16 protein-coding genes are annotated in these 14,752 nt (G+C 65.9%); 6 read left to right on the top strand and 10 right to left on the bottom strand.

Annotation, left to right across the window (positions count from 1 at the left end; genetic code table 11):
• Positions 1-161: 161 nt before the first annotated feature.
• A complete protein-coding gene (locus U5771_RS00485; protein ID WP_124659197.1) occupies positions 162-1,346 on the top strand; it encodes an acetylornithine transaminase in 1,185 nt (394 codons plus the stop codon).
• 13 nt (positions 1,347-1,359) lie between these two features.
• On the top strand, positions 1,360-1,815 hold the full coding sequence (locus U5771_RS00490; RefSeq protein WP_322022152.1) for a GNAT family acetyltransferase: 456 nt from the start codon (positions 1,360-1,362) through the stop codon (positions 1,813-1,815).
• 21 nt (positions 1,816-1,836) lie between these two features.
• Here U5771_RS00490 and U5771_RS00495 read toward each other — a convergent pair whose 3' ends face one another.
• From U5771_RS00495 to U5771_RS00530, 8 genes are all read right to left on the bottom strand, one after another.
• On the bottom strand, positions 1,837-2,508 hold the full coding sequence (locus tag U5771_RS00495) for a DUF2278 family protein (protein ID WP_322022153.1): 672 nt from the start codon (positions 2,506-2,508) through the stop codon (positions 1,837-1,839).
• Positions 2,509-2,787: 279 nt separating this feature from the next.
• Entirely contained in the window at positions 2,788-3,504 is a 717-nt protein-coding gene (locus U5771_RS00500; RefSeq protein ID WP_105787560.1) for an ABC transporter ATP-binding protein, read from the bottom strand.
• Complete coding sequence (locus U5771_RS00505; protein ID WP_043187587.1) at positions 3,504-4,280, bottom strand: ABC transporter ATP-binding protein; 777 nt, start codon at positions 4,278-4,280, stop codon at positions 3,504-3,506. The genes U5771_RS00500 and U5771_RS00505 overlap by 1 nt, the downstream gene beginning before the upstream one ends.
• 23 nt (positions 4,281-4,303) lie before the next feature.
• Positions 4,304-5,473, bottom strand: a complete 1,170-nt coding sequence (locus U5771_RS00510; protein ID WP_322022154.1) for an ABC transporter permease subunit — start codon at positions 5,471-5,473, stop codon at positions 4,304-4,306.
• A 19-nt stretch (positions 5,474-5,492) separates the two neighbouring features.
• Positions 5,493-6,443 carry a branched-chain amino acid ABC transporter permease gene (locus U5771_RS00515; protein ID WP_044845601.1) on the bottom strand — a complete coding sequence of 317 codons (951 nt, stop codon included), beginning with the start codon at positions 6,441-6,443 and terminating at the stop codon, positions 5,493-5,495.
• Between the two features lie 211 nt (positions 6,444-6,654).
• Positions 6,655-7,494 (bottom strand): branched-chain amino acid ABC transporter, encoded by an 840-nt coding sequence (locus tag U5771_RS00520; RefSeq protein ID WP_322022393.1) that lies wholly within the window; start codon positions 7,492-7,494, stop codon positions 6,655-6,657.
• 270 nt (positions 7,495-7,764) lie between these two features.
• Complete coding sequence (ispH, locus tag U5771_RS00525; protein WP_006488968.1) at positions 7,765-8,745, bottom strand: 4-hydroxy-3-methylbut-2-enyl diphosphate reductase; 981 nt, start codon at positions 8,743-8,745, stop codon at positions 7,765-7,767.
• Between the two features lie 2 nt (positions 8,746-8,747).
• Positions 8,748-9,203, bottom strand: a complete 456-nt coding sequence (locus U5771_RS00530) for a peptidylprolyl isomerase (protein ID WP_322022394.1) — start codon at positions 9,201-9,203, stop codon at positions 8,748-8,750.
• Positions 9,204-9,338: 135 nt separating this feature from the next.
• Between U5771_RS00530 and radC the strand changes: the two genes are divergently transcribed.
• From radC to nadB, 4 genes are all read left to right on the top strand, one after another.
• Positions 9,339-10,118, top strand: coding sequence for a RadC family protein (radC, locus tag U5771_RS00535; protein ID WP_322022155.1), 780 nt, complete (start codon positions 9,339-9,341; stop codon positions 10,116-10,118).
• 238 nt (positions 10,119-10,356) lie between these two features.
• A complete protein-coding gene (gene rpmB / locus U5771_RS00540) occupies positions 10,357-10,590 on the top strand; it encodes a 50S ribosomal protein L28 (RefSeq protein ID WP_004186391.1) in 234 nt (77 codons plus the stop codon).
• 17 nt (positions 10,591-10,607) lie between these two features.
• The gene (gene rpmG, locus U5771_RS00545; protein ID WP_006478046.1) at positions 10,608-10,775 is read left to right on the top strand and encodes a 50S ribosomal protein L33; all 168 of its coding nucleotides are present in this window, start codon (positions 10,608-10,610) and stop codon (positions 10,773-10,775) included.
• Between the two features lie 159 nt (positions 10,776-10,934).
• On the top strand, positions 10,935-12,521 hold the full coding sequence (nadB, locus tag U5771_RS00550; protein ID WP_322022156.1) for an L-aspartate oxidase: 1,587 nt from the start codon (positions 10,935-10,937) through the stop codon (positions 12,519-12,521).
• Between the two features lie 92 nt (positions 12,522-12,613).
• Here nadB and nadC read toward each other — a convergent pair whose 3' ends face one another.
• Together nadC and nadA are read right to left on the bottom strand one after the other, a co-directional pair.
• Positions 12,614-13,495 (bottom strand): carboxylating nicotinate-nucleotide diphosphorylase, encoded by an 882-nt coding sequence (nadC, locus tag U5771_RS00555; protein WP_322022157.1) that lies wholly within the window; start codon positions 13,493-13,495, stop codon positions 12,614-12,616.
• Positions 13,492-14,628: a quinolinate synthase NadA gene (gene nadA / locus U5771_RS00560; protein WP_057926213.1), complete on the bottom strand. Its 1,137-nt coding sequence runs from the start codon at positions 14,626-14,628 to the stop codon at positions 13,492-13,494. Before nadA ends, nadC begins: the two co-directional genes overlap by 4 nt.
• Positions 14,629-14,752: the final 124 nt, after the last annotated feature.

A 14,752-nucleotide genomic window follows, 5' to 3' on the forward strand; every position in this document is an offset into this window, starting at 1 on the left:
CGCTCGCCGCTCCGCCCGGATGCCGCCGGCTCGTCACGGACTCGCGCGTAACCCTCTTCCGCTTCACCGGTTACGCACAAGCTGTTCGACCCACCAGCCACGGCCTTCCGTGGCTTTTTTATTGCCCGTTTCACTTTCAACGTCCGCTGGAGTCTGCTGCCATGCCCCTGAACGATTACCCGATCGACTCGCTGATGTACATCACGAACCGCCCCGACATCGTGTTTACGCACGGCAAGGGTTCGTGGCTCTACGATCACACGGGCAAGCGTTACCTGGACTTCATTCAGGGCTGGGCCGTCAACAGCCTCGGCCACTGCAACGACGGCATCGTCGAAGCACTGAAGACGCAGGCCGAGAAGCTGCTGAACCCGTCGCCCGCGTTCTACAACGAACCGATGGCGAAGCTCGCGGGGCTGCTCACGCAGCACAGCGTGTTCGACAAGGTGTTCTTCACGAACAGCGGCGCGGAAGCGAACGAAGGCGCGATCAAGCTCGCGCGCAAGTGGGGCCGCAAGTTCAAGAACGGCGCTTACGAGATCATCACGTTCGACCACAGCTTCCACGGCCGCACGCTCGCGACGATGTCGGCCAGCGGCAAGCCGGGCTGGGACACGATCTACGCACCGCAGGTGCCGGGCTTCCCGAAGGCCGAGCTGAACGACATCAACTCGGTCGAGAAGCTGATCACCGACAAGACCGTCGCGGTAATGCTCGAGCCGATCCAGGGCGAAGGCGGCGTGATTCCGGCCACGCGTGAATTCATGCAGGCGCTGCGCGCGCTGACGAAGCAGCACAACCTGCTGCTGATCGTCGACGAGGTGCAAAGCGGCTGCGGCCGCGCGGGCACGCTGTTCGCGTACGAGCTGTCCGGCATCGAGCCGGACGTCATGACGCTCGCGAAGGGCATCGGCGGCGGCGCCCCGCTCGGCGCGCTGCTGTCGAAGGCCGATGTCGCGGTGTTCGAGGCCGGCGACCAGGGCGGCACGTACAACGGCAACCCGCTGATGACGGCGGTCGGCCATTCGGTGATCTCGCAACTCGTCGCGCCCGGCTTCCTCGAAGGCGTGCGCGCGCGTGGCGAATACCTGAAGCGCAAACTGCTCGAACTGTCGGAGGAGCGCGGCTTCGAGGGCGAACGCGGCGAAGGCCTGCTGCGCGCGCTGCTGCTCGGCAAGGACATCGGCCCGCAGATCGTCGAGAAGGCGCGCGACATGCAGCCCGACGGCCTGCTGCTGAACGCCGCGCGCCCGAACCTGCTGCGCTTCATGCCCGCGCTGAACGTCACGACCGAGGAAATCGACCAGATGATGGCGATGCTGCGGTCGATCCTCGACACGCTCTAAGGAGACCGCCGCGATGGATGCCGCCGCCGATGCTGTCGCGATCCGCCCGTTCGACCGCGCCGACACCGACGCCGTGCTCGCGGTCTGGCGCGACGCGTTCCCGCAGTACGACGAAGCCGACGCCCCGCCGCACCGCGATCCGCTGAGATCGATCGAGCTGAAGCTCGCGACGCAGCCGGAGCTGTTCTTCGTCGCGACCAGCGGCGCGCGGGTCGTCGGCACGCTGATGGCGGGTTTCGACGGACATCGCGGCTGGCTCTACTCGTTCGGCGTGTCGAACGACGCGCGGCGGCTCGGCATCGGCCGCGCGCTGATCGCGCATGCGGAACGCGCGCTCGCCGCGCGCGGCTGCCTGAAGATCAATCTGCAGGTGCTGCCCGGCAACGACGAGGCATGCCGCTTCTACGCGGCGCTCGGCTATCGCGTCGAGGAACGCATCTCGTTCGGCAAGACGCTGCCGGCCGCCTGACGCCGCCGGCAATCGCCACGTTCAGCGCGTGATCGGCCCCGCGCCCGGCAGCGGATTGCCGAGCGCGTCGGTCGGCACGGCCTGCTGCTCGAACGCCGCGAAATACGCGGCCCATTGCGACTCGCTCACGCGCACGATCAGCGCGCCGTCCTGCCACACGTCGTTGTGATCGTTGTGGTCGTCGCCCGCGCGGTGCCGGTAGTTCGAGCCCGTCGAGCCCTGGTTCATGTGCGTGTCGTGGATGCCGTTGCCTTCCGAATACGTGCGGCCGAACACGACGACGTCGAGCCCCTGCGACTGCGCGGCGTTGACGAGCCGCAACAGCGACGGGATCGGCTCCGCGTTCTCGGTGCCGTCCATCACCGCGCTGGCGCGCCACGCGCCCGTCTCGTTCAGGATGTCGCTGCGCAGATAGTCGAGCGCCGGCAGCGCGGTTTGCCCGGTGAGATCGGTATAGCCTTCGGCCGCGGCCGCGAGCGTCGCCGTGACCGGATGATGGAAATCGTAGACGAGCTTGTAGTTCAGCAGGTCGTCCGCGTCGTTGGTGCCGACGTTGATCGCGACGTCCCAGTCGCCGGTCGGCAACGCGAGCGTCAGGTGGATGTGATACTGGATTTCGCTGCCGTGCGGCGAGCCCTTCAGCTGCGCCACCGACGTCACCTTCGCCTTCACGAAACCGTAGTCCAGATTCATGCGTGCTCTCCGTGTCCCGATGGATCGACCATGCTACCCAGCCCGCGTGTCTGTTTGCGGACGGCCGGTGGCGGACGGCCGGTTCGAACGACCGGTCACCGTGTCCCGCGCCGCATGGCCGGCGTCACTGTCGAATGAATGGAGTCGCATCCGCGCGCACAGTTCGCCGCCGCGCGCGCCGCACGAAAAAAAGGCTGTCACGGTATCCCGTGACAGCCTTTCGAAAGCCCTTGCGCGACACGCCGGCATCCGCCGCGGCGCCGCACCGGGCCCGCTCGTTCATTCACCCAGATACGCGGCCCGCACCTTCGGATCGTCGAGCATCTGCTTCGCATCGCCTTCCATCGTGACCATGCCCGAGTCCATCACGTAACCGCGGTCGGCCGCCTGCAGCGCGAGGCGTGCGTTCTGCTCGACCAGCAGCACCGTGATGCCCTCCTTCGAGATCTCCCGCACCACCTCGAAGATCTTCTCGACCATGATCGGCGACAGGCCCATCGACGGCTCGTCGAGCAGCAGCAGCTTCGGCTTGCTCAGAATCGCGCGCGACATCGCCAGCATCTGCTGCTCGCCGCCCGACAGCGTGCCCGCGAGCTGCGTCGCCCGCTCCTTCAGCCGCGGGAAGAAGCCGAACATCCGGTCGACGTCCTTCTTGATCTGCTCGTTGTCGTTGCGCAGGTACGCGCCCATCTGCATGTTCTCGATGATCGACATCCGCGCGAAGATCCCGCGGCCTTCCGGCACCATCGCGAGGCCGCGCTTGAGCAACTCGTGCGACGGCACGCCCTTGATCGACTTGCCGTCGTACTCGATGTCGCCCGCCGAATACGGCTTCAGGCCCGTGATCGCCTTCATCGTCGTGGTCTTGCCCGCGCCGTTCGCGCCGATCAGCGTCACCAGCTCGCCCTGGCGGACTTCCATGTCAACGCCCTTGACGGCCTGGATGCCGCCGTAGTTGACCTGCAAGCCCTTGATTTTCAACATTGCCGCTGCCATCAGTGCACCCCTGCGCCGAGATATGCCTCAATCACCTTCGGATTCTTCTGCACGTCCTGCGGCAGACCCTCGGCGATCACCTTGCCGTAATCGAGCACCGTCATCCGGTTGCACAGTCCCATCACGAGCTTCACGTCGTGCTCGATCAGGAGAATCGTGCGGCCGTCCGAGCGGATCTTGTCGAGCAGGCGCGTGAGTTCGACCTTCTCGGTCGCGTTCATCCCGGCCGCCGGCTCGTCGAGCGCGAGCAGCTTCGGGTCGGTCGCCAACGCGCGGGCGATTTCCAGCCGGCGCTGGTGGCCGTACGACAGGTTGCGCGACGTGTAGTCCGCGTACTGCAGCACGCCCACGTATTCGAGCAGCTCGATCGCGCGCTCCTTGATCTCACGCTCTTCCTGGCGCTCGGCCGGCGTCTGGAACACCGCGCCCAGCAGCCCGTGCTTGGTGCGCACGTGGCGGCCCACCATCACGTTCTCGAGGGCCGTCATCCCGCCGAACAGGCGGATGTTCTGGAACGTGCGCGCGATGCCCGTCTTCGCGACCTGGTGCACCGCGGTCGGCTTGTATTCCGTGCCGTCGAGCTTGAACTCGCCGGAGTCCGGCGTGTAGAGGCCCGTGATCACGTTGAAGAACGTGGTCTTGCCGGCGCCGTTCGGGCCGATCAGACCGTAGATCTCGCCTTCCTTGATCTGCAAGCCGACGTCGGACAGTGCCTGCAGCCCGCCGAAGCGTTTGTTCACGCCCTTCACGGACAGTCGGATTTGCTTGTCGCTCATGTGTTTATCCCCTTGTCCGTCGGTTAAGCGCGCACCGGCTTCTTGCCGGCGCGCTTCGCCAGTTTCGCGATCTTGTCCTCATGCTTCGGCGCCGGCCACAGGCCTTCCGAGCGGTACAGCATGATGATCACCATCGCGAGGCCGTACAGCGCCTGACGGATCACTTCCGTATCGACGATGTCATGACCGAACAGCGCGTGCTGCAGCGGGCTCATCGTCGAGCGCAGGAATTCCGGGAAGATCGCGAGCAGCACCGCACCCAGGATCACGCCCGGGATGTGGCCCATGCCGCCGAGCACCACGCACGCCAGCACGACGATCGATTCCCAGAACGTGAACGATTCCGGCGACACGAAGCCCTGGAACGAACCGAACATCGCGCCCGACAGGCCGCCGAACGACGCGCCCATCGCAAACGCGAGCAGCTTTACGTTGCGGGTGTTGATGCCCATCGCCTTCGCGGCGATTTCGTCCTCGCGGATCGCCGCCCATGCGCGGCCGATACGCGAATGCTGCAGGCGCGTACACGTCCAGATCACCAGCAGCGAGCACAGCACGAACAGGTAGTAGTACATGTAGACCGACGGCAGCTGGAAGCCGAACAGCGAGTGCGTCTGCGACAGGTTGAAGCCGCCGACGTGCACCGGATCGATGCCCGTGATCCCCTTCGGGCCGTTGGTGATGTTCACCGGACGGTCGAGGTTGTTCATAAAGATCCGGACGATTTCACCGAAGCCGAGCGTCACGATCGCCAGGTAGTCGCCGCGCAGGCGCAGCGTCGGCGCGCCGAGCAGGATCCCGAAGGTCGCCGCCAGCGCCATCGCGATCGGCACGATGATCAGGAACGGGACGTGCAGGCCGTTCGGCGCGAGCGCCGCGATCCACTCGAACTGCGAGCTCAGGTGCGGCGAGCTCAGCAGTGCCGCCGTGTACGCGCCCACCGCGTAGAACGCGATGTAGCCCAGGTCGAGCAGGCCGGCGAAGCCGACCACCACGTTCAGGCCGAGCGCGAGCATCACGTACAGCATCGCGAAGTCGAGCACGCGGACCCAGTAGTTGCCGCCGGCCGAGCCGATGATGATCGGCGCCGCGATCACGAAGGCCGCGGTCAGGATGCCGATGATGACGGTCTTCGTCGTGTTGCGCTCTTCGACGAGCGACGTCGAGGATTCGATCGGTTGAATGGATGTCATGTTGTTTGCTCCCCTTCCGTTACGCGCGGTCCGCGACACGTTCGCCCAGCAGGCCCGACGGACGGAACACCAGCACGATGATCAGCACGATGAATGCGAACACGTCCTGGTAGTTGCTGCCGAATACGCCGCCCGTGAGGTTGCCGATGTAGCCCGCGCCGAGCTGCTCGATCAGGCCGAGCACCACGCCGCCGACCATCGCGCCGCCGAGGTTGCCGATCCCGCCGAGCACCGCCGCCGTGAACGCCTTCATGCCGGGGATGAAGCCCATGTAGAAGTGCACGTTGCCGTACTCGGACGCGATCATCACGCCGGCCAGCGCGGCGAGCGCGGAACCGATCATGAACGTCGCGGAAATCACGAAGTTCGGGTTCACGCCCATCAGGCTCGCGGTGTTCGGGCTTTCGGCGATCGCACGCATCGCGCGACCGAGCTTGGTCTTGTGCACGAGCAGCAAGAGGCCTGCCATCACGATGAACGCCACCGCGATGATCACGATTTCGGTCACCGAGATCACGGCGCCGGGCGTCGTGTCGGTGGCCTTGATCACGTTGATCGGATCGGTCGGCAGCAATTGCGGGAACGGCAGCGGGTTGCGCGACCAGATGATCATCGCGGCCGTCTGCAGCAGGATCGACACGCCGATCGCGGTGATCAGCGGGGCGAGACGCGGCGCGCGGCGCAGCGGCCGGTACGCGACCCGCTCGATCGTGTAGCCCACGCACGCGCAGACGACCGCCGCAATGCCAAGGCCGATCGTCAGCGTCGCGACGTTGCCGAGTCCGGGGAAATGGTTCTGCAGCACGGTGATCGCGGACAGGGCGACCATCGCGCCGATCATCAGCACGTCGCCGTGCGCGAAGTTGATGATGCCGAGAATGCCGTACACCATCGTGTAGCCCAACGCGATGATGGCGTACACACTGCCGAGCACCAGCCCGTTGAGGATCTGCTGGACGAAAATATCCATTTAAAGCTCCTTGGCCCATGCTGCCGGAGGACGTTGCGCCCCGCGGGTAAGCGAGGAATCGCGCCTTCTCGGCGACACTGCGGGTACTAGTCGATACCGGTAAGGGTGGATCGTCCCGGCGCGCGCCGCCCGGCCTGTACGGCCGGACCTGCCGCCGGAGCGGATACAGAAACGGCACCGCACTGTTCCGGTGCCATCATGAGTCCCGTCGCTAAATCGTCACGACATCGAGGACGGTGTACTTGGCCTCCTTGAAGTCGTAGGGCAGCGTGCCGCAACAGCCGGCCTCCGGTTTCCCGAAGTCCATGCTTTTTTCCGTCCGGGCCGGGGTGAACCCCGCGTCCGGGCAGATCAGGTTCCGCGCCGCGTCGCCCGCGGGCTCGACCACCTTGGCGGCGCACATGCCGTTGTCGCCAGGGGTTTGCGCTCCGATGCCGGACGCCGTCGCCTGCGTGGCAAGCGGGCCGTCCGCCGCCGCCCGCGCGGCGCCCGAACCGGCATCGCGAAGGTGGCGCCCGACTTTCGTCAGGACTGAGTCGGAATTCGTGAAACGAAGCAGACCGCCCGCCGCGACGCGATGGTTCGCGGCGACACGCTGTTTCGTCGAATCGAAATGAAAGGGCATCAGTGACATCTGCACGTTGCCTGCGTTGCCCCGAAACCCGGGCGCCCGTCGTTCGACGCGCCCTGCTGCTGCCGCATCACGGTCGGCGGCTCGTTGTCGGGCAATCTGCATGCCCGTCGCCCGGTCGATGGCAGCGCCGCCGGCGCGTGCTGCCCGCCGTGCCGAATGCATGCCGATCTTCGGGCCCTGCGCGTTGAATTCCTCGATCGCCAAACGTGCCCCGTTGTCCTTGTCTCTGTCCGATTGCGCAATGCGGCACACCGACCGCGCCGCACGACCGGTTCCGGCAGCGCGCACGTCGCTGGCCGCCGGTACTGCGTGTGCCGCAGTCTCCCTGCCCGCCCCGCCGTCGCTCTTTTTGCTGCAGCCGGCAAGCATTGCAACCGGTGCGGCGACGGACATGGCGTAAGCCAACTTCACATGCATCGAGTAGGTCTCCCGCGCCTTGCCAAAACCCGATTTCAAAGCCATTCCGGCCTGAAAACGGGCGCATTGTAACTCCATTTATAGGACGCCAATAATCCTGATTCGATGGGGTTTTCCTGCATTGCAACCAATTTTGAGAGACGGTTAAGCGCGGCGATAGCAACCGGGTTGCACTATTAATGTGAATAATGGTTGCGATCTCGTTTTCGCGACGCAAAAAAAAGCGCGCCGGGAGGCGCGCTTCGGGGTACCGCGGGTGCGATGCGACAATCAGGCGGCGGGCGGCAGGTTGAGCCCGCGCGGCAGCGGAAACGACACGTTTTCCTCGATGCCGTCGAGTGCGCGGACGTTGCGCACGCCGAGTTCACGCAGCCGTGCGATCACGGCCTGGGCGAGCACTTCGGGCGCCGATGCGCCGGCCGTCACGCCGATGCGACGCTTGCCTGCGACCCATGCCGGATCGATCTGGTCGGGTGCGTCGACCATGTACGCGGCCACGCCACGCTTCTCGGCCACTTCGCGCAGGCGGCTCGAATTCGAGCTGTTCGGGCTGCCGACGACGATCACGACGTCGCACTGCGGCGCCATGAACTTCACCGCATCCTGGCGGTTCTGCGTCGCGTAGCAGATGTCCTGCTTCTTCGGTTCGCGAATCTTCGGATACTTCGCCTTCAGCGCGCCGATGATCTCGGCCGCGTCGTCGACGGACAGCGTCGTCTGCGTGACGAGCGCGATGCGCTCGGGGTCGGCGAGCTCGAGCTTCTGCACGTCCTCGACGCTTTCGACGAGATGCATGCCGCGCTCGACCTGCCCCATCGTGCCTTCGACTTCCGGGTGGCCCTTGTGGCCGATCATCACGATGTCGACGCCGTCCTGGCGCATCTTCGCCACTTCGACGTGCACCTTCGTGACGAGCGGGCAGGTAGCGTCGTAAATGCGCAACCCGCGCACGTCCGCCTCGTCGCGCACGGCCTTCGACACGCCGTGCGCGCTGAAGATCACGGTATTGCCGGCCGGCACTTCCTCGAGTTCCTCGACGAAGATCGCGCCTTTCTTCTTCAGATCCTCGACCACGTACTTGTTGTGGACGATCTCGTGACGAACGTAGATCGGCGCACCGTGCATCGCGATCGCGCGCTCGACGATCTCGATTGCGCGATCGACCCCCGCGCAGAAGCCGCGCGGCTGGGCCAGCAGGATTTCGGCATCGGCGGCGACGGTCTGCCCGGACAGCGTATCGGTGGTGCTCATGATTACAGGATTCCGATGATTTTCACTTCGAACGTGAGCGCTTGGCCCGCGAGCGGATGATTGAAGTCGAACAGCGCCGAGGTTTCGCTGACTTCCTTCAGCACCCCCGCGTAGCGGCCGCCGTCGGGCGCGTTGAACTCGATCAGTTCGCCCGGCGTGAAATCGTCGCCGACCATCCCGTTCTCGCGCAGCGTCGACAGCGTCACGCGCTGGAGCATGTCGGGATTGCGGGGACCGAACCCCTGCTCGGGCGTTAGCTGAAAAGTCGAATGGTCGCCGACCCTGAGCCCGATCAGAATCTGTTCCAGCGAGGGCGCCAGTTGCCCCGCGCCGAGCAGCAGCGTGGCGGGCTTGTCGGAGAAGGTGTTGACGATGTCGGCGCCGTCGGCCAGCGCAAGCCGGTAATGCAGCGTGACATGGGAACCGGGCTTCACTTCGGATAGATCGATGATGCTCATGAATGACTCGTGTTCGTCGGCGCCCGAACTGGCCGAAAGGCCCGGCGCAAAGCCAATATTGTAAGTCACCTGAGCGCGCAAGGCTGAAAGTGCGACGACGTCGCGCCTGCGCCCGCCGCCAATGGAGTTTCGATCATGCTGTCATCCTGCCCCGCCGCCCCGGCGACCGAATGTCGCGACACCGCCGATGCCCCGGCCGCTCCGGCCCGCCGCATCGACGCCGCCAGGCCGCCGCGCAAGCGCCGCCCGCGCAACTGGCAACCCGATCTGCCGCGCGAGCGGCTGCTGGAGCGCGGGCCAGCCGCGCTGACCGACGCGGAGCTGATCGCGCTGCTGCTCGGCACGGGCGGCGGCGGTCGCGACGTGTTCGCCAGCGCCCGCGCGCTGCTCGCGCGGTTCGGCGACTCGCTGCGCGACATGCTCGACGCGAAGCCCGACGTGTTCGCCACGCACCCCGGCATCGGCGCCGCGCGCTCGGCGCTGCTGATCGCGGTGACCGAGATCGTGCGGCGCGCGCTGGCCGAGCAGGCGCGCGAGCGGGTGCGGATCGATTCGCCGCGCGCGGTCGAGGACTATCTGCGGCTGACGATCGGCACGCGTTCGCACGAGGTGTTCGTCACGCTGTACCTGGATGCCCGCCACGGCCTGATCGAGACGGAAGAAAGCGCGCGTGGCACCCTGACGCGGATGGCCGTCTATCCGCGCGAGATCGTGCGCCGCGCGCTCACGCTGAATGCCGCCGCACTGGTCATCGCGCACAACCACCCGTCCGGCGCGGTGCAGCCGAGCGCCGAGGATCGCCGCCTGACGCGCGCACTGAACGAAGCACTTGCGCTGGTCGACACGAAGCTGCTCGATCACGTCGTCGTCGGCACCGGCGATACATTTTCGTTCGCGCGCGCCGGTTGGCTGTAGACTGTGGCCCGGCGACCCGCCCCGGGGCCGCCGCAACGACGAAACGAAATTAGGTTTGATTTTTCTGAACTTTTTCTGCTAGAATCGTCGTCTGTCTTTTTTCCAACCAGTTCTAGCCATCGAAGGGCCTTGTCTGTAAAGGCTTCGGCGTTCTGAGTGCAGCCATGGATCACGTGGCGGTGCGATGGAACCTTCATCGGCGATCGAACCCCGAATTTAGCGTATTAGGAGTGCTCTCATGGCACGCGTATGCCAAGTAACTGGGAAAGCGCCGATGAGCGGCAACAACGTTTCCCACGCAAACAACAAGACGAAGCGCCGCTTCCTGCCGAACCTGCAAAACCGCCGGTTCTGGGTAGAGAGCGAAAACCGCTGGGTGCGCCTGCGCGTCTCGAACGCCGGCCTGCGCCTGATCGACAAGAACGGCATCGATTCCGTGCTCGCTGACCTGCGCGCACGCGGCGAAGCCTAAGCCCAAGGAGCACAATCATGGCAAAAGGCGCACGCGACAAGATCAAGCTCGAGTCGACCGCTGGTACGGGTCACTTCTACACGACCACGAAGAACAAGCGCAACATGCCGGAAAAGATGGCGATCAAGAAGTTCGATCCCGTCGTCCGCAAGCATGTGGAATACAAAGAAACCAAGATCAAGTAATCTCCGGTTTCTCCAGCCTGACGGCGACCAAAAAGCCCCGCACATGCGGGGCTTTTTGTTTTGCGCGCACGCGCGGGCCTGACGCGGTATGCTCTCCCCTTTCCGCGGCCACGGCCGACGGAACGCACAAGATCTAAAGCGTAACGATGGAGATGCAGCATGAAATTCGACGTGGCGATCGTCGGCAGCGGCCTGGCAGGGCTGTCGGTCGCACTCAACCTGGCCAGCACGCGACGTGTCGCGCTGATCGCGAAACGTTCGATGATGGAGGGGGCAAGCGATAACGCGCAAGGCGGCATCGCGGCCGTCCTCGATTCGGCGGACAGCATCGAGAACCATGTCGACGACACGCTGGTCGCCGGCGGCGGGCTGTGCGACGAAGGCGCGACGCGCTACATCGTCGAGCACGGCCGCGAAGCGATCGAATGGCTGATCTCGCAGGGCGTGCCGTTCACGAAGGACGATGCGGCCGAACTCGGTTTCCACCTGACGCGCGAAGGCGGCCACAGTCACCGCCGCATCATCCACGCGGCCGACGCGACCGGCCATGCGGTGCTTGCGACGCTGTCCGACCGCGCGCGCCAGCATCCGAACATCACGTTCTTCGAAAACCACCACGCGATCGACCTGATCACGTCGGACCGGCTCGGCCTGCCCTGCCGTCGCTGTCACGGGCTGTATGCGCTCGATGTCGACAACGACCGCACGATCACGATCGAGGCGCCGCACACGGTGCTCGCGACCGGCGGCGCCGGCAAGGTCTACCTGTACACGACGAACCCCGACACCGCGACCGGCGACGGCATCGCGATGGCGTGGCGCGCGGGCTGCCGTGTGTCGAACATGGAATTCATCCAGTTCCACCCGACCTGCCTGTTCCATCCGTACGCGAAATCGTTCCTGATTTCGGAAGCCGTGCGCGGCGAAGGCGGCCTGCTGAAGCTGCCGGACGGCACGCGCTTCATGCCCGCGCACGATGCGCGCGCGGAACTCGCGCCGCGCGACATCGTCGCGCGCGCGATCGACTTCGAAATCAAGAAGCGCGGGATCGACTGCGTGTATCTCGACATCAGCCATCAGCCGGAAGCCTTCCTGCGCGAACACTTCCCGACGATCCATGCGCGCTGCCTCGAATTCGGCATCGACATCGCGAAGCAGCCGATTCCGGTCGTGCCGGCCGCACACTACACGTGCGGCGGCGTCGTCACCGATCTCGCGGGGCGCACCGATCTCGCGGGCCTGTATGCGGTCGGCGAGACGTCGTACACGGGGCTGCACGGCGCGAACCGGCTCGCGAGCAATTCGCTGCTCGAATGCCTCGTGATCGGCCGCGCGGCGGCCGAGGCGATCGAGGCGGCCGGCTTCGACGCCGAAACGCCGGCCACGCTGCCCGCCTGGGACGAAAGCCGCGTGTCGGATGCGGACGAGGAAGTCGTCGTCGCGCACAACTGGGATGAGCTGCGCCGGCTGATGTGGAACTACGTCGGCATCGTGCGCACCGACAAGCGTCTCGAACGCGCGAAGCACCGGTTGTCGCTGCTGCGCGACGAGATCCACGAGTACTACGCGAACTTCCGCGTGACGCGCGACCTGCTCGAACTGCGCAATCTCGTCGACGTCGCGACGCTGATCGTGAAGAGCGCGTATTCGCGCCGCGAAAGCCGCGGGCTGCACTACAGCCGCGACTGGCCGCATACGCTGCCGAAGGCGCTGCCGAGCGTGCTCACGCCCCGCGCGCGCCGCTGACCGGCACGCCCCTCCCGGCTACGGTCCGACAAAAAAAGCCGCTGGCGTTGGCACGCCAGCGGCTTTTTCCTGTCAGACGGTATCTCGCGCGGTCAGTCGACGATCCGCATCGAATAGTCGGTCGCGCGCACGTCCTTCGTGAGCGCGCCGATCGAGATGCGGTCGACGCCCGTCTCCGCGAACGTGCGCACCGTATCGAAATTGACGCCGCCCGACACTTCGAGCACGGCCTTGCCGGCCGCGACGCGCACCGCTTCGCGCATCATCTCGAGCGTGAAGTTGTCGAGCAGCACCGACTGCGCACCATGCGCGAGCGCCGCGTCGAGCTGCGCGAGCGTCTCGACTTCGACCTGCACCGGTACGCCCGAATCGAGCGCGAACGCCGCATCGAGCGCTTCGCCGACGCCGCCGGCTGCCGCGATATGGTTTTCCTTGATCAGGATGCCGTCGTACAGCGCGAGACGCTGGTTCTCGCCGCCGCCGACCCGCACCGCGTACTTCTGCGCGAGCCGCAGGCCCGGCAGCGTCTTGCGCGTATCGAGGATTTTTGCGCGCGTGCCTTCGACGCGATCGACGTAGCGACGCGTCGCGCTCGCGACGCCCGACAGCAGTTGCAGGAAGTTCAGCCCGTTGCGCTCGGCCGTCAACAGTGCGCGCGCCGGCCCTTCGAGTTCGCAGACCGTCGAATCCGGCGTCATCCGGTCGCCTTCGCGATAGCGCCACTGCACGACGATCGACGGATCGATCCGGGCGATGACGGCCTCGAACCACGGCACGCCGCACAGCACCGCTTCCTCGCGCACGATGATGCGCGCACGGCGCCGCTCGCCGGCCGGCACGAGCCGCCCGGTCTGGTCGCCGGTGCCGACGTCTTCGGCGATCGCGTCGGCAACGTTGCGCGCGATCGCTTCATCGAATGCCGCGCCGTATTGTGCTCGGAGCGCGTCGAACAGCGGGGACACTGCAGTCGTCATGCAGCCCCCACGTTCGCGAACAGTTGCTGGTCGCGCTGCAGATCGCCGCTCGCCTGCACGCGCTTCTTGTGCGCCGCTGCGAAATCGAGCATCCGGTCGATCGGCAGACGCGCGCGCACGCCGATGGCGGGATCGACGAAGATCTCGTTGTGACCGCGCTCGAGCACGTCGGCAAGGTTCGCGAGGCCGTTCATCGCCATCCACGGGCAATGCGCGCAGCTCTTGCAGGTCGCGCTGTTGCCGGCCGTCGGCGCGGCGATGAAGGTCTTGCCGGGCGCCGCGAGCTGCATCTTGTGCAGGATGCCGAGGTCGGTCGCGACGATGAAGTGTGTCGCGTCGAACTTCACGGCTGCGTCGATCAGCTGCGTCGTCGAGCCGACGACGTCCGCCTGCGCGACGACGTTTTCCGGCGATTCGGGATGCACGAGCACCTTCGCGTCCGGATATTCGGCGCGCAGCAGGTCGAGCTCGATGCCCTTGAATTCGTCGTGGACGAGGCACGAACCCTGCCACAGCAGCATGTCCGCGCCGGTTTTCTTCTGGATGTAGCTGCCGAGATGGCGATCGGGTGCCCAGATGATCTTCTCGCCGCGCGCGTGCAGGTCGGCGACGATCTCGAGACCGATCGACGACGTGACCATCCAGTCCGCGCGCGCCTTCACGGCGGCGCTGGTGTTCGCGTAGACGACGACGGTGCGGTCGGGATGCGCATCGCAGAACGCGGAGAATTCGTCGACCGGGCAACCGAGATCGAGCGAGCAGGTCGCATCGAGATCGGGCATCAGTACGCGTTTGCCGGGGCTCAGGATCTTCGCGGTTTCGCCCATGAAGCGCACGCCGGCGACGACGAGCGTTTGCGCGTCGTGGTCGCGGCCGAAGCGGGCCATTTCGAGCGAATCGGCGACGCAGCCGCCGGTTTCGTCGGCCAGTTCCTGCAGCTCGGCATCCACGTAGTAGTGAGCGACGAGCACGGCCTTTTCACGTGCGAGCAGCGCCTTGATGCGCGCCTTCAGTGCGGCGCGTTCTTCGGCGGACGGTGCATCGGGCACCTTGGCCCATGCTTGCCCGACGCCACAGACGGTCCCTGCCGAGACCGGCCGGTCGTACTCGACGGATTTGATCGTCGATTGCATCTCCATATCTCCTGTCGGCCCGAGTTAGCGCCTTATCGCTTACTCCAGCCCCATCCCCTACGCTCGCCCCGGGGCGCCACGTCGCCGCAGCCCCAAGCCTCATACGAATCCGGCACGTCCGGTC

Source organism: Burkholderia sp. BCC1977 (genome assembly GCF_905339595.1).
GTDB lineage: Bacteria > Pseudomonadota > Gammaproteobacteria > Burkholderiales > Burkholderiaceae > Burkholderia.